20 protein-coding genes are annotated in these 18,910 nt (G+C 61.5%); 2 read left to right on the forward strand and 18 right to left on the reverse strand.

The annotated features are described in order from the left end of the window. Positions 1-421: 421 nt before the first annotated feature. Positions 422-739 (forward strand): MocE family 2Fe-2S type ferredoxin, encoded by a 318-nt coding sequence (locus FHT28_RS25665; protein WP_037200259.1) that lies wholly within the window; start codon positions 422-424, stop codon positions 737-739. Next, positions 736-1,977: an FAD-dependent oxidoreductase gene (locus FHT28_RS25670; protein WP_168597702.1), complete on the forward strand. Its 1,242-nt coding sequence runs from the start codon at positions 736-738 to the stop codon at positions 1,975-1,977. Before FHT28_RS25665 ends, FHT28_RS25670 begins: the two co-directional genes overlap by 4 nt. Before the next feature lie 23 nt (positions 1,978-2,000). Here FHT28_RS25670 and FHT28_RS25675 read toward each other — a convergent pair whose 3' ends face one another. The 18 genes from FHT28_RS25675 to FHT28_RS25760 all read right to left on the reverse strand — a co-directional run bounded on the left by FHT28_RS25675 (position 2,001) and on the right by FHT28_RS25760 (position 18,910). Continuing rightward, on the reverse strand, positions 2,001-3,080 hold the full coding sequence (locus FHT28_RS25675; protein WP_037200256.1) for an ABC transporter ATP-binding protein: 1,080 nt from the start codon (positions 3,078-3,080) through the stop codon (positions 2,001-2,003). Next, the gene (locus FHT28_RS25680) at positions 3,077-3,877 is read right to left on the reverse strand and encodes an ABC transporter permease (RefSeq protein ID WP_168597703.1); all 801 of its coding nucleotides are present in this window, start codon (positions 3,875-3,877) and stop codon (positions 3,077-3,079) included. The genes FHT28_RS25675 and FHT28_RS25680 overlap by 4 nt, the downstream gene beginning before the upstream one ends. A 1-nt stretch (position 3,878) precedes the next feature. After that, positions 3,879-4,751: an ABC transporter permease gene (locus FHT28_RS25685; RefSeq protein ID WP_168597704.1), complete on the reverse strand. Its 873-nt coding sequence runs from the start codon at positions 4,749-4,751 to the stop codon at positions 3,879-3,881. A 117-nt stretch (positions 4,752-4,868) separates the two neighbouring features. Next, entirely contained in the window at positions 4,869-5,879 is a 1,011-nt protein-coding gene (locus FHT28_RS25690) for an ABC transporter substrate-binding protein (protein ID WP_037200253.1), read from the reverse strand. A 56-nt stretch (positions 5,880-5,935) separates the two neighbouring features. Further along, positions 5,936-6,250 carry an NIPSNAP family protein gene (locus FHT28_RS25695; RefSeq protein ID WP_168597705.1) on the reverse strand — a complete coding sequence of 105 codons (315 nt, stop codon included), beginning with the start codon at positions 6,248-6,250 and terminating at the stop codon, positions 5,936-5,938. Between the two features lie 5 nt (positions 6,251-6,255). Continuing rightward, positions 6,256-7,719 (reverse strand): aldehyde dehydrogenase, encoded by a 1,464-nt coding sequence (locus FHT28_RS25700; RefSeq protein WP_168597706.1) that lies wholly within the window; start codon positions 7,717-7,719, stop codon positions 6,256-6,258. A gap of 5 nt (positions 7,720-7,724) precedes the next feature. Then, a complete protein-coding gene (locus FHT28_RS25705) occupies positions 7,725-8,765 on the reverse strand; it encodes an LLM class flavin-dependent oxidoreductase (RefSeq protein WP_168597707.1) in 1,041 nt (346 codons plus the stop codon). Further along, positions 8,762-9,697 (reverse strand): flavin reductase family protein, encoded by a 936-nt coding sequence (locus FHT28_RS25710; protein WP_168597708.1) that lies wholly within the window; start codon positions 9,695-9,697, stop codon positions 8,762-8,764. Before FHT28_RS25710 ends, FHT28_RS25705 begins: the two co-directional genes overlap by 4 nt. Continuing rightward, positions 9,694-10,539: an alpha/beta hydrolase gene (locus FHT28_RS25715; protein ID WP_037200247.1), complete on the reverse strand. Its 846-nt coding sequence runs from the start codon at positions 10,537-10,539 to the stop codon at positions 9,694-9,696. The genes FHT28_RS25710 and FHT28_RS25715 overlap by 4 nt, the downstream gene beginning before the upstream one ends. Positions 10,540-10,555: 16 nt before the next feature. Further along, positions 10,556-11,158, reverse strand: a complete 603-nt coding sequence (locus FHT28_RS25720) for an amino acid synthesis family protein (protein ID WP_047561610.1) — start codon at positions 11,156-11,158, stop codon at positions 10,556-10,558. 384 nt (positions 11,159-11,542) lie between these two features. Next, the gene (locus FHT28_RS25725; protein ID WP_168597709.1) at positions 11,543-12,238 is read right to left on the reverse strand and encodes a GntR family transcriptional regulator; all 696 of its coding nucleotides are present in this window, start codon (positions 12,236-12,238) and stop codon (positions 11,543-11,545) included. A 331-nt stretch (positions 12,239-12,569) separates the two neighbouring features. Further along, a complete protein-coding gene (ugpC, locus tag FHT28_RS25730; RefSeq protein ID WP_168597710.1) occupies positions 12,570-13,649 on the reverse strand; it encodes a sn-glycerol-3-phosphate ABC transporter ATP-binding protein UgpC in 1,080 nt (359 codons plus the stop codon). Further along, positions 13,642-14,640, reverse strand: coding sequence for an ROK family protein (locus FHT28_RS25735; RefSeq protein ID WP_168597711.1), 999 nt, complete (start codon positions 14,638-14,640; stop codon positions 13,642-13,644). The genes ugpC and FHT28_RS25735 overlap by 8 nt, the downstream gene beginning before the upstream one ends. Next, complete coding sequence (locus FHT28_RS25740; RefSeq protein ID WP_168597712.1) at positions 14,637-15,362, reverse strand: ribulose-phosphate 3-epimerase; 726 nt, start codon at positions 15,360-15,362, stop codon at positions 14,637-14,639. The genes FHT28_RS25735 and FHT28_RS25740 overlap by 4 nt, the downstream gene beginning before the upstream one ends. Next, complete coding sequence (locus tag FHT28_RS25745; protein ID WP_210255865.1) at positions 15,359-16,186, reverse strand: alpha/beta hydrolase; 828 nt, start codon at positions 16,184-16,186, stop codon at positions 15,359-15,361. The genes FHT28_RS25740 and FHT28_RS25745 overlap by 4 nt, the downstream gene beginning before the upstream one ends. Then, entirely contained in the window at positions 16,186-17,004 is an 819-nt protein-coding gene (locus tag FHT28_RS25750) for a sugar phosphate isomerase/epimerase (protein WP_168597713.1), read from the reverse strand. Before FHT28_RS25750 ends, FHT28_RS25745 begins: the two co-directional genes overlap by 1 nt. Then, positions 17,004-18,080 (reverse strand): Gfo/Idh/MocA family oxidoreductase, encoded by a 1,077-nt coding sequence (locus FHT28_RS25755; protein ID WP_168597714.1) that lies wholly within the window; start codon positions 18,078-18,080, stop codon positions 17,004-17,006. The genes FHT28_RS25750 and FHT28_RS25755 overlap by 1 nt, the downstream gene beginning before the upstream one ends. A gap of 11 nt (positions 18,081-18,091) precedes the next feature. Continuing rightward, on the reverse strand, positions 18,092-18,910 hold the full coding sequence (locus FHT28_RS25760) for a sugar phosphate isomerase/epimerase (protein ID WP_047640501.1): 819 nt from the start codon (positions 18,908-18,910) through the stop codon (positions 18,092-18,094).

Below are 18,910 nucleotides of genomic sequence, written 5' to 3' on the forward strand. Positions count from 1 at the left end.
GTTCTCCCCCCGCCGCCGATCCTCAGGTCGTCGATGGCGGGAAATGCCGGAGCCTGCTGGCCCTCCTTTCGCAGGCTCCGGCATGACCAATCATGTCAGCCAAGATAAGGCTCTGGATCAGCCGCTTGGCCGCCGGCACTACGTTCTCGGCCGCCTGCGGTTTGACGCTTCCCCTTTCGTTGAAAACGCGCGACGGCCACAAGGCCGACCAAGCGAGGTTTCTTCATTCTGCTTCTCCTTGATGAAAAATGATCATGATCGGCGTGGAATGTGAAGGGTCATATCGCGCATGATCGAAATTGCTCGGGGGAGGAGAAAGCTGAGCGCGATCAAGGTTCAAGGCCGGAATGTTCCTCCAGCGAGACGATATCTTTTGTGCATGGCGGCAAGCCGCCGACGGACAGTAACGAGGAGGCAGAAAATGACGACATGGATCGATGCGTGTGCAGCCGAGGAGATCGATCAGGAGGACGTCGTCCGCTTCGATCACGCCGGGCGAACCTTTGCGATCTATCGAAGCCCGGATGACGAATATTTCGCGACCGATGGGCTTTGCACCCATGAAAAGATCCACCTGGCCGAGGGGCTTGTCATGGACGACACCATCGAATGTCCAAAGCACAATGGCCGTTTCAGCTATAAGACCGGCGAGGCTCGCGGCGCGCCGGTCTGCGTCGGCCTGAAAACCTATCCAGTGAAGCTGGAGGGCGATCGCGTCATGATCGGGATCGGAGCATGAGCAACGATGCGGGCATCATCATCGTCGGCGCGGGCGAATGCGGCGCGCGCGCCGCTCTGAGCTTGCGAGAAAACGGCTACCCGCATGCCATTACCCTCATTGGCGACGAGGCTCACCTCCCCTATGAGCGGCCGCCGCTTTCCAAGCAGATGCTGCTCGCCGAGGCAACGCCGCAGGCGCCGACCGTTCTCAACGATATCATGTTGGGCGAACGGGCGATCCGGCATATCGGCAGCGTGTCGGCAAGCGCTATCGACGCCACCGGCAAGCAGGTGATCCTGTCGGACGGCCGTGCGTTGGCCTATGACAGATTGCTTTTGACGACGGGCGCCGCGCCCAGGCGATTGCCGAATGTGCGAGCCAACGCGCGCATACTCTATCTCAGGACGATCAACGACGCGCTTGCTCTTCGCCCCTGGATCAGCGCCGACATGCATGTGGCAGTGCTCGGAGGAGGCTTCATTGGTCTGGAGGTCGCCGCATCGGCGCGCAACCGTGGCGCAAGGGTCACGGTGATCGAATCCCAGGAGCGCATTCTCAAGCGCGGCGTACCCGAACAGATCGCGGAGACGATCAGTTCGCTGCATCGTCGCAACGGGGTCGAGGTGAAATGCGGCCTAACGGTCAGCGAGATCGACGCAGACGACCGGCGCGTGAGCATCCGTCTGGCCGATGGGACCGAGGTGACCGCGGATGTGCTCGTGGTCGGCATCGGCGCGCAGCCGCGCACCGAGCTCGCCGCACAGGCGGGCATAGCCGTCGACAACGGGATCTCGGCCAACGAGCGCCTCGAGACTTCGGTGGCGGATATCTATGCTGCGGGCGACTGCTGCTCGTTTCCGCACCCGCTGTATGGGGGACGCCGGCTTCGGCTGGAGGCATGGCGTAATGCGCAGGATCAGGGCATTCTTGCCGCGGCGAACTTGGCGGGCGCTGCGCGTGGCTATGATGCCGTTCCCTATTTCTGGTCCGATCAGTTCGATCATACCCTTCAGATCGCTGGACTTGTCGATGAAGGACGCACCGTAGTCCGAAGAGACCTGGGCGACGGCGCCTTCATCCTGTTCCATCTCGATGACGGACAGAGACTGGTCGCCGCAAGCGGCGTGGGTTACGGCAATAGGGTCGCCAGGGACATGAAGTTGAGCGAGATGCTGATCGCAAGGCAGGTCGTGCCGCCACTCGATGCGCTGGCGGCCGACGCTAACCTGAAATCTTTGTTGCCAAGAGCGGCGTAAAAGGCCGCTGCTGTTTGCCAACTCTAGCAAAAGACGTGAGCAGCGCCCGGGTCGAATTCCAGATTGACATGATCACCGCGGCTGAGGCCCGAGATGGCCTCATGCCCGAAAGGCAAGCGAACGGACAAGGTCTCGTTGGCTGAAATCTGTGTCGTCACGTGCACGTTGTTGCCAAGAAAGGTTATGTCGTTGACGGTGGCGCTGAGGCCCTTGCCCGCCCCGTTGCTGCGCCCGAGCCGGATGCGCTCGGGCCTCAGCATCAGCGCGGCCTTGCGGCCGGTGGCCGCCTGGCCATGGACCGGGATGCGCTCGAAGATCGCCTTGTCGCCGAGTGAAATGGTCGCCTGTCCATTGTCCGATGACAACAGATGACAGGAGATGAAATCGCTGTCACCGATGAATTCGGCGACGAAGCGGGTGCGCGGATTGGCGTAGAGTTCCGGCCCGGTGCCGATCTGGTCGATCACGCCCTTGGAGAAGACGGCAATGCGATCGGAGAGCCGCAGCGCCTCTTCCTGATCGTGGGTCACGTAGAGGATCGTCACCTCGGTCTGCTGGTGGATCCGTCTTATCTCGTGCTGGATTTCCTCGCGAAGCTTCTTGTCGAGCGCCGACAGCGGTTCGTCCATCAGAAGCACCGGCGGATCATAGGCGAGCGCCCTGGCAAGCGCGACACGCTGCTGCTGACCGCCGGACATCTGTGCCGGCTTGCGATCCTCGAAGCCCTCGAGCCTGACGAGACGCAGCATTTCCCTCACCCGGCTATCGACTTCGGCCTTCGACTTGCGGCGAACCTTCAGCGGAAAAGCGATATTTTCGCCCACGGTCAGATGCGGAAACAGTGTATAGCGCTGAAACACCATGCCGATATTGCGCTTGTGCGAAGGCGTCGACAGCAGCGTCCGTCCGTTCAGCAGGATGTCGCCCTTGGTGGGGTTCTCGAAGCCGGCCAATATGTAGAGCGTCGTGCTCTTGCCCGAGCCGGAAGGTCCGAGAAAGGTCAGGAATTCGCCGCGCCGGACGTCGAGATTGACATCGTGCACGGCGACGACCGGGCCGTACTCCTTGCGGATGCCTTTGATTTTCAGGAAGGATTCGCTCATGATTTCAAAACCTTGCGTACGATCGCGGCCAGCGCCATCAAAGTGACCGTCAACAGAATGAGAAGTGTGGAGGCGGCAGCCACGACCGGGGTGAGGTCCTGCCGCAGCGTCGTCCAGACCTTGACCGGCAATGTCTGCAACGTCGGGCTCGCCATGAAGATTGCCACGACCACCTCATCCCAGGATGTCAGGAACGAGAAGACTGCCGCGGAGAAGAGCCCGTGGCTTATGGCAGGCAGCGTTACCCTGATCTTTGCGTCGAGCGGCGAAGCACCGCAGAGCACCGCCGCATCCTCGATGGACTTGTCGAAGCCTTCGAGCGCGCTTGAGATGGACAGGATGGAAAAAGGCAAGGCCAGGACGAGGTGGGAAAGGACGAAGCCGACCAGGGTTCCCCCGAGCCCGATCCGTAGGAAGAAGGCATAGAGCGCAACGGCGAAGACGACGACCGGAAGGATCATCGGCGTCAGGAACAGCGCCTTCAGCGCATCGCGAAACAGGAACTTGCCGCGCACGAGGCCGAACGACGTCACGAGCCCGAGCACGACCGAAAGCACCGTGACGATCGCCGCGATCCTGAAGCTCGTCCAGGCGGACTCCAGCCATTGCGGATCGGAAAACAGTTCGCCGTACCAGCGCAGGGTCCAGCCCGGCGGCGGAAAGATCAACCATTGCGACGAGCCGAATGACAGTGCCGCGATGAACAGGATCGGCAGCAGCAGGAAGGCAGCTGTCAGAACAGTGATGGTGAGAAGCACATACTTCCACCAGCCGAGCTGGCCGAAATTCAGGAGCATCTCAGCGCCCTCCCGTATTCTGTACGCCGAACAGCCGCAGTTGGACGGCGTAGAGCGACAGCGTGACGACAAGCAGGACAAAGGCCGCCGCTCCGCCCATGCCCCAATTGACGAGGGATTGCACGAACTGGGCGATGAGTTCCGCCAGCATCATGTTCGCCGTGCCGCCGAGCAGTGACGGGGTGACGTAGTAGCCGAGCGACATGACGAAAACCATCAGCGCACCCGCCATCATGCCGGGAGCGGCTAAGGGGAGCAGAACACGGATGAGGCATTGCCAGCGGCTCGCACCGCAGAGAGCAGCTGCCTGCAGCACCGCCGGGTCGATCTTCTTAATGACGCCGTAGAGCGGCAGGACGATGAAGGGCAGCATGATATAGGTCATGCCAATCGTGACGCCGGTCAGGTTGTTGACGAGCGCCAGGGGCTTGTCGATAAGCCCCATACCAACAAGCATCTTGTTGATCAGCCCCGTCCGCTGCAGCAGCACCATCCAGGCATAGGTACGGGCAAGCAGATTGGTCCACATCGACAGCAGCAGGATCGCAAATACCAGCGAGGCCAGTCTCGCAGGCATGATCGCCAGCGTCCAGGCGACGGGAAAGCCGATCAGCAACGATATGATGGTGACCAGACCGGAGACGATGAAAGTATTGGCGAAGATCTTCAGATAGGTCGCGGATCCGAGCAACTCGGCATAATTGCCGAGCCCGAGCGTCGGCTCCATCACGCTGCGCAGAAGAAGCGCTACGACCGGAAAGGCGAAAAAGATCGCGATGAAGATCAGTGCCGGCGCCACCTGTCCAAAGCCGGTAGGCCTCGCCGCCTTGCGCGTCGGTGCGGTCTCGTCCGCAACGTCCATATATGTCGACATGGCAATCCTTTCCCACCGTGGGCACCGCCAGGCAGCCATAGCCGCCATGCAGGCCCGCACCTCGTATTGCCGCACCGCGGACATCGGTCCGCGGTGCTGTTGACAGCTCCCTGGAGCTTACTGTGCCTGCCAGGCGTACCACTTCTTGCCGATGGCATCCCGGTTTTCGGCCCAGTAATTCATATCGGCATTGACCTGGCTGGCGGTCTGCTGGTCCGGCAAGGTCTTGGCCGTTTCCGGATCCATCAGCTTCGCCGAACCGACATTGATCGGGGCATATCCCGTCGCCTTCGCCATATCGGCCTGCGCTTGTGCGGACGTCGCAAGCGCGATGAACTTCATCGCCGCTTCCAGGTTCGGAGCGCCCTTGGGAATGACGAGGGAATCGGCTGCCGTGATGTTCTGGCTCCACGACGTCTCGGTCTTGACACCGCTATTGGCGAGCGCGGTCATGCGGCCGTTCCACAGGCTGCCGAACGGCGCTTCCGCCGATGCGACCAGCTGCTGCGACTGCGCGCCGCTCGACCACCAGACAATATCAGACTTGATCGTATCGAGCTTCTTGAAGGCGCGATCGAGATCGAGCGGATAGAGCTTGTCGGCGGGAACGCCATCGGCCAGCAAGGCGGCTTCGATCACGCCGGGCGCCGACCACTTGTAGAAAGTGCGCTTGCCCGGAAACTTCTTCGTGTCGAAGAGATCGGCCCAGGTCTTCGGGCAGGCACTGACGGCATCCGCATTGCAGCCGATCACGAAGGAATAGTAAAAGCTGCCGACCGAATAGTCGCTGACGAAGCGCGGATCGAGCTTGGATTTGTCGATGACGGAGAAGTCCAGTTTTTCCAGCAGACCATTCTTGCCGGCCTGTGCGGCGTAATCGCCCTCGACGTCGACCACGTCCCAGGTCACGCGAGCCGCCTCGACCATGGCTTTCAGCTTGCCGTAATCTGTCGGGCCGTCCTGCATGACGCCGGTGCCGGTCTTTTCGGTGAATTGGTTCGCCCAGGCGACCTTCTGCGCATCCTGCGTCGTCCCTCCCCAGCTCGTGAAGACCATGGTATCGGCCTTGGCGGGCAGGCATGCGGCCATCATTGCGGCAAAGGCCGCGAGTGCAATTTTTGCTTTCATGTTCCCTTGTCCTTGTTTTTGCAGTCTTTCAGGTCATGCCTTATGCGGCCGCCCGCTCATCCCGCGGGAGAAAAGCTGGCCGGCTTCATAATCTTGTTTTCCGCCACCTCGATCAGATCGCGAATCCTGGGCAGGAAGGCTTGCCACTCAGGGTCGGCAGCCAGTCGCTGGCGTCGCGCCTCGCGGTCGTTGAGGCTCGCATAGGCCCAGATGTGGACGATCTCGTTGATCGTGCCGATCTCCGAATAGAAATAGCCGACCAGATTGCCGAGATGGGCTTTCTGGATGGCAATCCCCTCCTCCCCGACGACCTTGAGATATTGCGGGATCGTGCCGTTCTTCAGCCTGTAGGTGCGGATCTCGTAGAACATCGGCGTCACCTCATGACGAAAGGATCGGGGATCGGATCATCTGACGTGCGCAGCCAGATCGTCTTGGTGCGCGTGTAGTCGAGCGCCGCCGCCAGCCCGCCTTCCCTGCCCTGCCCGGAAAGACCGAAGCCGCCGAAAGGCGCGATCGGCGATACCGCGCGATAGGTGTTGACCCAGACAACGCCGGCGCGAATGCCTTTCATCAGGCGATGGGCGCGGGTGAGATTCTGGGTGAAGACGCCGGAGGCCAGTCCATAGCGGGTGTCGTTGGCAAGCTTCAGCGCCTCGGCCTCGGTGTCGAAGGAGACGACGGAGAGAACCGGGCCGAAGAATTCCTCGGCGAGCGACGGCGAAGCGACGGCGTCGCAATCGAGGATCGTCGGCGGGAAATAATAGCCCTCGCCGTCTGGCCTCTGCCCGCCGGTGACGAGACGCGCGCCGCTCTGGACGGATTTTTCGACAAGGGCTGCCACATGATCCCGCTGCCGCTTCGTGGCGAGCGGGCCGACTTCGGTCGCCATTTCGAGCGGCGAGCCGATGCGGATCGCCTCCGCCTTGCGCTTGAGAATGGACAGGAAAGCATCCTTGACGCTGCGCTCGACGATCAGGCGGGAACCGGCAACGCAGCTTTGTCCCGTTGCCGCGAAAATACCGGCAACCTGGGCATTGGCGGCGCTTTCAAGATCGGCATCGGCAAAGACGATGAAGGGCGATTTTCCGCCGAGCTCCAGAGATGTCGAAGCAAGGTTCTCGGCAGAGTTGCGCACGACATGGCGCGCCGTCTCCGGGCCGCCGGTAAAGGCAACGTGCGCGACTTTCGGATGCCTCCCGAGAGCCGCGCCGCAGGACGGGCCGAAACCGGTGATGATGTTGACGACGCCGGCCGGAAAGCCTGCTTCATGAACGAGACGGGCAAATTCCAGAAGCGGCGCCGGCCCATCCTCCGATGCCTTGACGACCATGGTGCAGCCGGCCGCCAATGCCGGGCCGATCTTGACGGCGGAAAGAAAGAGCTGGCTGTTCCACGGCACCATCATGGCGACGACGCCGATCGGCTCGCGGCGGAGCCAGACATCCATGTCGGGCTTGTCGATCGGCAGGTAGGATCCCTCGATCTTGTCGGCGAGCCCGGCATAGTAGCGATAGTAATCGGCGACATAGGCGATCTGCGCTGAGGTCTCGCGAATGATCTTGCCGGTATCGCGGGTTTCCAGTTCGGCGAGCTTTTGGGCATTGGCCGCGACGAGATCGGCGAGCTTATAGAGCAGCTTGCCGCGCTGTGTCGCCGTGGTCTTGGCCCAGGGTCCGTCATAAAGCGCCGTTTCGGCGGCATTGACGGCGCGATCGACATCGCTTTCGCGCGCCTCCGGCATCTCGGCCCAGATCAGGCCGGTGGCCGGATCGACGCTTGGATAGCGGGCCTCCCCGTCCAGAAATTCGCCATCGATATAATACTGGAAGCGCTGCATGGGGTTCACTCCGCAAATGCCGGCATGACCTCGGCGATGAAACGTTCGAGCGAGGCTTTCTTGCGCTCGAACGGCATGCCGGTGTCGATCCAGAAGGAATATTCGTCATAGCCCATCGCCTGGTAGGCCTTCAGCCGCGCAATCACCGTCGCGGCGTCGCCGACGACATTGTTGCTGCGCATGACCGCATCCGACAGCATGGCATTCGCGCGAATGTCCTCATCAGGAATGCGCTCGATCAGGCCCTGATGGACCGGCTTCTCGTTCTTGAACCAGGCGAAGAAGTAATTGTAGTAAACGCTGAGCTCGTGGGCGGCCTCAGCGATATCGGCTTCCGACGAGCCGACATAGGTGTGGCGTAGCAGCATGATCTTCGGCCTGTCGATATCAGGGTTCCTAGCGCAGGCGTCGTTGAAACGGCCCATCAGCGCCTCGACTTCGTCATCTCCTTGCCAGAGCGGCGTCACCTGAACATTGCAGCCGTTGGCGACGGCAAATTCATGCGAGTTCGGATCGCGTGCGGCGACCCAGATCGGAGGATTGGGCTCCTGTAGCGGCTTCGGCGCCGAGGTGGTCGCGGGGAATTTGAAGAATTCTCCGTCATGGGCATAGTCGCCCTTCCAGATGCCTTTGATCGCGGGGATCAGCTCGCGCATGCGCTGGCCGGCGCCCCAGGCGTCGAGCCCCGGCAAAAGACGCTCATATTCGAAGGAATAGGCACCGCGGGCGATGCCGATATCGAGCCTGCCGTCGCAGATGATGTCGGCCATGGCCGCTTCGCCGGCAAGCTTGATCGGATGCCAGAAAGGCGCGATCACCGTTCCCGTGCCTAGTCTCGCCCGCGACGTGCGGCGGGCCAGATCGGCGATCGTCACGAAAGGATTGGGAGCGATGGTGAAATCCATCCCGTGATGCTCGCCCGTCCAGATGGCGTGCATGCCGCCCTTGTCGGCAATTTCGCAGAGCGCGACGAACTCGTCGTAGAGGCTCTTATGGCTCTGGCTCGCATCGAGGCGTTCCATGTGAACGAAGAGAGAGAATTTCATGCTCGTGCCACCTTCGTCGAGACCGGGCGGACCGTACCGGAGGTCTCGTCTCCAAAATAAACGCCGAAATTACCGATCTGGCTTTCCAGTGCGAAACGAGCGACGATATCGGCTGTCGCACTCGTCTTGAAGCGGGTTTTGGTCAAGGCGTCCGGCTTGAAGAACCTGCCCTCGCGCGGCTCGCCTTGCGACGTGAAGGCGCGGTAGACGATATGATGCTTGCCATCGCTCTTGCCTTCATAGACCGAATAGAGAAAGCCGATCGTCACCGAAAGCCCGGTCAGCTCTTGCAGGTAGTCGCATAGAATTTCGGTCGGGCTCCCTTCCCTTCCTTCGCAGCTCGGCAGTGCGAAGATGTCTTCTCCGAGTAGCAGGATCTCGCCATCGCGCTCCAGAACGGCACCGAGCTCGATATTGCCCTCGGTTGCGGCCGAAACTGCCTTGCTCGCGAGGATCGGCGTGAAATAACCGCCGCGGGCATAGCCCAAACCGTTGCGGCCGCTGTTGTGGAAGGAGGCGATGCGTCCCATGAGGATGACATGGTCGCCGGCATCGATGACCTGCTCCATACCGCATTCGAACCAGGCGGCAACATCGGCAAGGATCGGACAGCCGTCGGCGCCGGCATCCCATTCGACAGTTGCGAACCTGTCTTCAACCGGACGCGCGAAGGTGTTGGAGATATCTTTCTGCGCTTCCGACAAAACATTGATAGCGAAATGCTTCGCGCTCGTCATGGTCGCGAAGTTGCGTGAGGTCTTCGCCAGGCAGACCAGAAGCAACGGCGGATCGAGCGAGACCGAGGTGAAGGAGTTGGCCGTGAAGCCGATCGGCAGACCGGCGTGATCTTGCGCGGTCACGACCGTGACGCCGGTCGGAAATGCGCCAAAGGCGTCGCGCAGCGCCCTTGCATCGATATTTTGCGCCGTCATCTTGCGTCCTCCCCGCATGAAAGCCACTCAGCAAGCAATTCGTTGACGATCTCAGGTGCCGTCAGGTTCACCATATGACGATGCCCTTCGACGATCCGGACCCAGCCTCTCGGGGTTGCAGCCGCCATCTGCTCGGCCATCTGCGGCGTCGAGTTGGGATCGTCCGAACCAGTCAGGAATAGTGCCGGCACCCGCACCTGCGGCCACCGATCGGCGTAGGTTTCGTCGCCGCCGGCAAATGCCGCATAGGCTGTCGCATATCCCTGCGGATCGACGAGGCCCAACCAGTTGCGGGTCAACTCCCGGGCGGTCGCACTTTGCGCATCGTCGCCGAACCAGCGCAGAAGCGGCCCTTCCTTGTCGACGCCGGTCACCGGGATTGCCGCTGCGCGTGCCAGGACCGCCGCCTTTGCTTCCGCATCACGGCGATAGACGCCGTTGAGATAGGCGACGCGCCTGATCCTCTCACCGAAGGTTGCCGCGGCACCACCGGCGACAAGCGCACCCATCGAATGCCCGGCAACATTGGCAGCGTCGAGCGCCATCTCATCAAGGAAGCCGCCGAACCAGTCGACGAAGGCTTCCAGGCGGCTGCCGGCAGGCAGCGATCTGCTTTCGCCATGGCCAGGCATGTCGACGGCGATGACGCGATGGCTCCCGGAAAAGGCAGCGATCTGCGGCAGCCAGGCTTCGAGGCGCATGCCGACGCCGTGAATGAGAACAAGGGGCTCGCCTATGCCCACCTCGTGGTAGGCCGTCCCGCCTGCCGTGATCTTACGCGGCAATCCTTCTGCCTCGGGGACATTGGCTTTGCTCTGCGCTATGGTGTCCATCGTCGACATCTCCGCGCCCAATCCGTCAGACGCCGGCAGGATTTGAGACGTCCTGCCCCAGGTCCTTGAGGTCCTGATAGCGGTCGCCGATACGATGATGCGGCCGGCCGCCGACGGAAGCGCCGAGTGCGACGACAATCTCGTCGGCAGCCGGAGCATCGGCGATCGACGTCTGGATCGTCAGATAATGCGAGCGGCGCCCTTCGTCGTTCTTGTCCATCAGCGGGATCATGATCGGCGCGTTGGCCGGGCCACGCGTATTGCAGAAGGCGAGATAGGACTTGGCGCCGACGGCATGGCGATAATGATTGCCGAAACGCAGCGTATGGATCAGTGCAGACGCATGTTCGATCTCGCCGTCTAGGCCGACCACTGCCGATTTTCCATAGGCTTCGACGGCCTCGCCCGATCCGACCGCCTCGATGATCATGCTGGTGAGCAATTCACCGAGAACCGGCGCTGCGGCATGGATCTCGGGCTTCAGATCCTCGACAAAGCCGCGACCGGCCCAGGGGTTCTTCACGATCGCACAGGCCGAAAAGAGCTTCAGAGGCGTGGGCGCTGCTTTGCCCCCTTCAACCAAGGTGGTTTCGATCTGCAGGACGGTTTTACGGATTTGAAAGGTCATGGCTCCGCTCGTTTTTCTAGGTTATGTATGATGGTATGCCATAATACAAAACTGTCAAGCGGCTTCGCGCAAACGAGCGGAAAACTTAAGTGAACAGAGAGAAAATATAATTATAACAGATGCTTATTCATCAAAGCGAAAGTGATTGATCATGGCATGCTAGCCATCATCTTCATGCCAATATTCTGGGTGAGCCTGCAGGCTGCGACTGCATTCCCAGTTTTTTTGATGTTCCAATTTTGTATTATTGATTATGGCATACCGTCACATCGAACGCCGCGGAGAGTCAAGCCCGCATCGTGAGGGTGCCTTTAATTTGGTGAGGTCGCCGAGATGGCATTAGGTGCGATGCCGCCGTACATCGGCAAGGAGCGGCGTACCGGATCAATCGATCGGTTGGCGTCCTGAGAGAACCGCCTGTGCGATTGCGCTGGCGCTGGCGACATGCTCCATGGCTGCCTGGTAGGCGCCCTCGCCGTCTCCGCGCCGGATGGCATCGACGATCCGCGCCATCTGCACTGGCCCCTGAACATCGCGATTTTGCGTCTTGATCGTCATCGAGCGCAGATGATTGATGCGCACGGTCAGAAGATTGACGACGCCCCACGCGATGTGGCGGTCGACCATGCTGAACAGCGTCTGATAGAAGGATGAGGTATGGGCGAGTACACCAGCCATATCCTTGTCCCGATAGCTGTTTCTGATGTCCTCAAGGGATTTGTCCAGAGCATCGGCAATGGCGGGATTGCGCTGCTCGGCGCAAAGACGCGCGGCCATGCCTTCCAATGCGCCGCGGATCTCATAGATCTGCTTCGCCTCGTCATGGTTGAGCTGGGCGACGATCGGCCCCTTGTTCGGCAGATTGGCGACGAGGCCTTCGGATTCGAGGTGGCGCAGAACCTCGCGTACGATCGTGCGGCTTACACCAAGCTGGGCGCAGAGATCCCGCTCCACCAGACGATCCCCCGGGCGGAAATAGCCATTGAGGATCGCCTCCCGCACTTTGTCGAGTGCCAGTTCGCGCAACGTCTTGGCCGGACGCTCCACGCGAATTGCCGTGCCGTGCGCATCATCATTCATTCCAACACCTCGGTTTCAGACGTCAACTTCCGTCCCTTACCGCAGGGACGGGCAAGTTTCGGATACCATATTATGGCCTACCAAGATTATGCAATGGCGAGATGGAGTCAATGCAACTGGATAGACCGTTGCGAACAACCCCTACTCCAATGTCACCGACAAGGATATCAGGAACTTTTTTGCGACGGACGGGGCGCGGAAGTCTGATTGAGAATATGGGTGGGGAGCTGATCCAGGCACCACAAATTCCACTCCGCAGTCTTCCGACCACGGAGTTCTGCCCTTTTCTGCCAGGCATCAGTACGCAGCAACGGCGCCTCGGAACTGCAGGTCAGGTCAATCTGGCGAGCGGCCTGCCATCGGTATCGAAGAGGTGGCAAGCGGCAGGTTCCATGTCGAGAGACAGAGCTGTGTGCAGCGGAGTCGTATCCGTACCTTCCGTCTGCACGACAAGCGACTGGTTCGATCCGATATCCACATGCAGGATCGTGAGGCCGCCCAGCCGCTCCGCCAGCATTGCTTGGCCGGGGAAGCGTCCATTCGGGTCGATGCGGATATGTTCAGGGCGGATGCCAAGTGTCAGGTTGGCTCCTACCGTTCCGCCGAAGGCCGGCACAGTGATCCTGTGTCCGCCCGGCAGCGCGACGGATATGCCTTGAGGTCCGGTCGATTCGACCACAGCCGGAAGAAGGTTCATCTTCGGCGAGCCGATGAAGCCGGCCACGAAGATATTTGCCGGTCGGTTGTAAAGCTCAAGCGGCGAACCGACCTGCTCGATGCGACCGGAGTTCAGGACCACGATCTTGTCGGCCATGGTCATCGCCTCGATCTGATCGTGGGTAACGTAGATCATCGTTGCCGCCAGCCGCTCATGCAGCCGCATCAGCTCCAGCCGCATGTTGACGCGCAAAGCGGCATCGAGATTGGACAAGGGTTCGTCGAAGAGGAAGATCTTCGGATTGCGTACGATCGCCCGGCCGATGGCCACACGTTGCCGCTGACCGCCCGACAGGTCCTTCGGCCGACGGTCGAGCAGATGCGCGAGCTCAAGAACCTCGGCAGCTTCCCTGACCTTGCGATCACGGTCGGCCGGGGAAACGCCTGCGATCTTCAGCGCAAAACCCATGTTCTCGGCGACCGTCATGTGCGGATAGAGCGCATAGGACTGGAAGACCATCGCCAGGCCGCGTTGCGACGGGTCCACGTCGTTGGCGCGGGCGCCATCGATCATCAGATCACCGCCGGTGATCTTCTCCAGGCCGGCGATCATGCGCAACAACGTAGACTTGCCGCAGCCGGACGGGCCGACAAAGACCACGAATTCACGGTCGTCCACATCCAGATCGATGCCCTTGATGACTTCGAGCGCGCCATAGGTCTTGCGGGCGTCGCGCAGCTTGAGATTAGCCATTGCTGGCCTCCTTTCTTTCGATGGATGAACTGGCGCCAATGTCTGCCTCTTGCCCGAGGATGAGGCTGGCCGCGCCGATCAGGCCGGCATGACGCCCGAGCTGGGCGGCAACAATGGGGACCCCGCGATAAGCCGGCATGGCGCGTTCGCGAACGGTCGCCACCACAACTTCCTGCAGAAGATCGAAGCCATGCGAGATACCGCCACCCATTACCAATATGTCTGGCGAATAGAGATGCAGCAGATTGGTAAAGCCGATGCCGAGCCAGCGCGCTTCCGCATCCAGCAATTCCATCGCCAGCACATCGCCCTTTCGTGCAGCCTCAACGACATGCCGCCCGCTGACGTCGCCATCGCTGGCAATCGCACGCATCAGCGAGCCGTCGAATTTCCGGGTCCGTGCCGTTGCATGACGCCCCAAAGCCGTTCCCGAGGCAACGGCCTCGAAACAACCGATCGCGCCACAAAAGCACCGCTCCCCTTCGTTCGTGATGGTCATATGCCCGATCTCGGCCGCTAGGCCGCGCCGGCCGTGCAAAGTCCGGCCGTTGGCGATCACGCCGCCGCCGATACCCGTGGAGACCGTCACGAAAACCATCGAATCCGCGCCGCGACCCGCTCCGTAGTGCCATTCGCCGAGGGCTGCCGCATTCGCGTCGTTCCCCAGCCGGACCGGCAGTTCGAAGCGATCGGAGAGAATGGTCGCCAGCGGCACCTCATGCCAGCCGATAAGCGTCGGCGGCCCGATGACGATACCGGCCTCGGGGTCGAGCGGTCCCGGTGCGCCGACACCTATGCCGATGGGAGAAAGGTCGGGCGTTTGCGCCAGCACCTCGGCTGCGAGCTGTTCCATTTGCCGCGTCACTGCGGCAGGTCCATCGGCGGCCGCCGTCGGCACGGCCGAGAAGGCCAGAAGGCTTCCTGCCTCGTCGACGAGTGCGGCGCGAAGCTCCGTTCCGCCGAGATCAAAGGCAAGGGCAACCTTGTTCACGCAACCCCGCTTTCCAAGCCATGGAGCCAGGCGATGCGGCTGGCTAGATCCTTGTCGCCGAAGGCGAGCGAGCCGAGAACAACCGTCTGCGCGCCGGCCTTGCGCAGGAGCGGCACGGTCTGCTCGCGGATGCCGCCATCGGCCGCAAGGATGATCTGGTCCTCACGACCGGATTGCTTGAGCAAGTCACGCGCTTCCAAGAGCCGGTCGCATGCCCTATCGGAAAGGCTCTGCCCCTTGACGCCGATGGACGTGCCAAGCAGCGTCACGAAGGCAACATGATCGATGAACGGCTTGATCGCCGAAACCGGCGTTTCCAGCCGCAGCACCACCCCTGCTTCGGCGCCAAGCTTTCTTGCGAGCCCTGCAGCACGCAACCCCGCCTCGCCATTCTCGGCGTGGACGCTGATCAGATCGGCTCCCGCCTCGATGAATTGGCGCGTCTGTTCCTCGACGATTTCACCTTCGACCATCAGATGCACATGGATGGGCTTGGCGGTCGCTTTGGCGATGCGGGCGACGAAATCCGGAAAGAACAGGAATCCCGGGGTAAAGCGGGCGTCGGCGACATCGATATGGTGCAGGTCGACAAAGGGCTCGATCCGCTTCAGATCGGTTTCCATATTGGCAAGATCCGCCGACCAGAGCGAGAACTCGCCGAGCAATCGGTTACGGGGCAGTGCGGCGATGGCAGCCGGGCCGGAAAGAGGTTTGGATGTCATGATCGAAAGGGGCTCCGGATTGAACTGGATGCAAGGAAATCGGTGATGGCGCCTTGGATTTCGGCGAAATGCCGCGCCTTGTCGGCGGTCTTGGCAGTGACTTCGATGTAGCGCGCGCCGGGAACGGTTTCGGCGAGCGTGAGGGCGCAGGAGAGCGGATGGATCGCATCCTGTTCGTTTCCGATGACCAGCGTCGGAACTTTGATGGCTGCCGTGTCGGCCTTCGATACGCCAGGCCCATCGGCGGCGATGTCGCCAAGGACGGATGCGAAATCGAAGGCGTCCGGCCGCTCGAAATAGCCGAGCAGCGAAGAGAAATTGTCGGGCGCCTCGGACGCGATCCGACGCCCGATTTCCGAGGCGATAAAGCGTTCCCTGGCTTCCGCAACCGGATGTGAACGGATCAGGGCCGCAACGGCGCGACCAGGCTCGAGATTGTCCGGTGATGCCTCGAATATCCAGGCAGGACGCACGAGAACGAGTCCCGCGACACGGCCGGGGTGATGATGGGCAAGATGCAGCGCAATGGCCGCTCCCATCGAAATGCCGCCGACAACGAAACGGTCAAAGCCGTATTCGGTGGCCGCTGCCAACACGTCCTCGGCGAACATATGGATCGAAAAAGGTCGCGCGCTGCCAAGCGACGAGGCGCCATGCCCGCGGCACTCCAGCGTCAGTCGATGGATATCCGCGGAGGTTGGAACATTCTGTGCTACCTGTGCCTCGTCAGCGCCAAGACCGTGCTGAAAGACGACCGGAAGCCCCTGCCCTTCGCGATAGACGGCAAGGCTTGCATCGGCACGCATGAATGACGTCTTTCCCATCAGATCAGCCCCTTAAGGAACGCTGCAACGCCGAGGGCCTCGGGCGCCGAGAGGCCATGCGTGACGAGTGGGCCGTCGAAGCCCACGGCCCGCAACCGTGCAATGAAATCAGGAAAATCGACGACGCCCTGCCCCGCGGTTGCGAAGCGACCATCGGCATGACGATCCTTGGCATGCGCGAGAGCTATATGGCCCGCCGCGGTTTCGACCGCCTTCTCGACGATCACCCGCGCCTGCTCCGGCGTCGCCTGCTCGAACAGATTGGCGGGATCGAGCACGATGCGCAGCCGTCGCGATCCCATTTCCTCGATCAGCCGCCTGGCGTCCTTAGCCGACGTGACAATATTGGCTTGCTCCGGCTCGATGCCGAGATCCACACCATGCCGTTCCGCCAGTTCCAGAGCTTTCGACATTTCAGCCGCCATGTCGGCCCAGGCGGCGGGATCGCCGTTGTCGGGATGATGGGCCCATTGGTCGTTCGGGTCGCGCGTACCGGTGCAAAGCGTCACGAGCGGAATGGAGAGTGCCGCCGCCGTCTCGATGACGACGGCGAGTTGGGCCATGCCCGTTCGACGCACGGATATGTCCGGATGGGCCATGTTGTAGGTGCCGGAGAGAGCTGCAAGCGAGATCCCGGTGGCGCGCACTGCCGTCCGGATTTCCGCAAGCGTCGTCTCAGCGACGGCACCGGGCATCGAGGGCAGTCCGCAGCAAGCGAGATTGAACTGCACACATGCGTAGCCGCTGCCGCGCACGGCCGAGAGAACACCGAGCGGCTCGGTCCCCGGAAAGGTCTTGGCGAATATCCCGATCTGCATCAGACCGCTCCCGTGACCGATGCAAGTTCGACCCGCTCGCCCCGTTCCACCGATCGGGCGATCGCCACCATCGCGCGGATCGAAGCCAGACCGTCCTCGACGTCGGCCCCGCGCATCGGCGCACCATTCAACGCCGTATCAGCGAGGCCTTCGAGCTGCCGGCGGAAGAAATGGCCGTCGGCACCGAGCGGCTTCCTAGTGGTCGCATCCTTCTCATGGAAAATCTCGACCTCGCTCGAGCGGAAGTACCAAGGATTGAAGGTCTTGGCGAGGATCGAGCCGTTTTCACCATAGAGCTGGAAGCCCTCATGCCAATCCATGCGCACGGCAACGGTCAGATCCAGATGGCCGAGCGCGCCACTGGCGAATTCGGTTTCCACGAACCAGCAGTAAGCACCGGCTCGTTCTAGAAGCCGAGCGCGCACTGCAACGATATCGCCGCAGAAGAAACGCGCGGTGTCGACCAGATGCGAGCCATGCGCCAGCATGAAATATTGCCGCAGGTCGGCCTTCGGATTACCGACCGGCTTGCGCGCAAGCTTGCTGGTGACAGGCAAGGGCTGCACCGCATCCGTATTGGTATAGCGATGGGTGGAATCGCAATACCAAGCCTTCATCGCAAAGATCTGGCCGATATCGTCGCGGACGAAATCACGCGCCGCCTCCAGCGCAGGATCGAAGCGCTTCATGTGCCCGACCTGCAGAATCCTGCCGGAGCAGCGCACGGCCTCGGCAAGTTGCAGGCCCTCCTCGATCGACACGCCAATGGGTTTCTCGCAGAGCACATGCTTTCCGGCTTCCAGCGCCTTGATGGACATCGGCACGTGATAGGCGTCGGATGTCGCGACGATCACGGCCTCGAGATCGGGATCGGCGAGCATTTCATCATAGTTGTCGTATATCTTCTGCGGCTCGTAGGTCGCGCCCATGCGTGCCAGGAGATCGGGCGCCGCATCGCAGATCGCATAGAGATCGGCATTCCTGGCCTTCACGCAGGATTCCAGGTGCGCGAACTGGGCGATCGGCCCGCAGCCGAGCACTCCGACGCGAAGACGGCGATTTTCCTTTTCGATCATGGTTCTCTTCCTTATGCGCCGTAGCCGCGCATGGTTTCGCGGTTGGCTCTGACCGCGGCGGCAGGGTCGGCGGCTGCGGTTTCGGATTCTTCCTCCAACACCAGCCAGCCATTGAAACGCGGCGCTGTGGAGACGAGATCGATCACGGCAGGCGTGTCGAGAATACCCTTGCCGAGCATCGCCCATCGGTCATTGGCGTCGACGTCCTTGAGGTGCAGGTAGCGGATGCGATCCTGGTAGGCGCGCATCGTATCGAGCATGTCAGCATGTCCGCGCAGGATATGGCCGGTATCCGGCACCCAGCCGACCAGGCTCGGGTCGAGCAAGGCGAAGATGCGGTCATAATCGGCGCGGTCGAACAGCAGAGTATTGTGATGCGAACTCGGATGTACGGCGACATCGACGCCGCTGGCTTTGCCGAGTTCTCCGGCGCGATTGTAGAAGTCGCCGGCGATGGCGAACTTGTCATCGCGCGGGCCGTCTGAGACGACGGTGGCCGAGCCGATGGAGACGAGTGCGCCCGGAAAATGGGCGGCGTAGTCGATCCAGCGCCGCGCCGTCGCAAGATCGTCCTTAGTCGCATCGGCGACCGTGAAGCCGCTCTTCGAGCCGAAGGCGAAGGAAACGAGCGTCAAGCCGTGGCTTTTCAACGCGCTCGCGAAAGCATGGGGGTCTGCCGCGTAGCGGCCGATCATCGTATCGGTGATTTCGATGCCGAGATAACCGCCGGCGGATATGGCCGACAACAGATCGTCGGCCGTTCCTCGCCAGGCATCGCCGAGCATTTCCCACGTAAATGTCTGGCAGCCGACTTTTATGTCCTTGCTCAT

The sequence above is a fragment of the Rhizobium sp. SG570 genome (assembly GCF_012275345.1).
Classification (GTDB): Bacteria; Pseudomonadota; Alphaproteobacteria; order Rhizobiales; family Rhizobiaceae; genus Rhizobium; species Rhizobium lusitanum.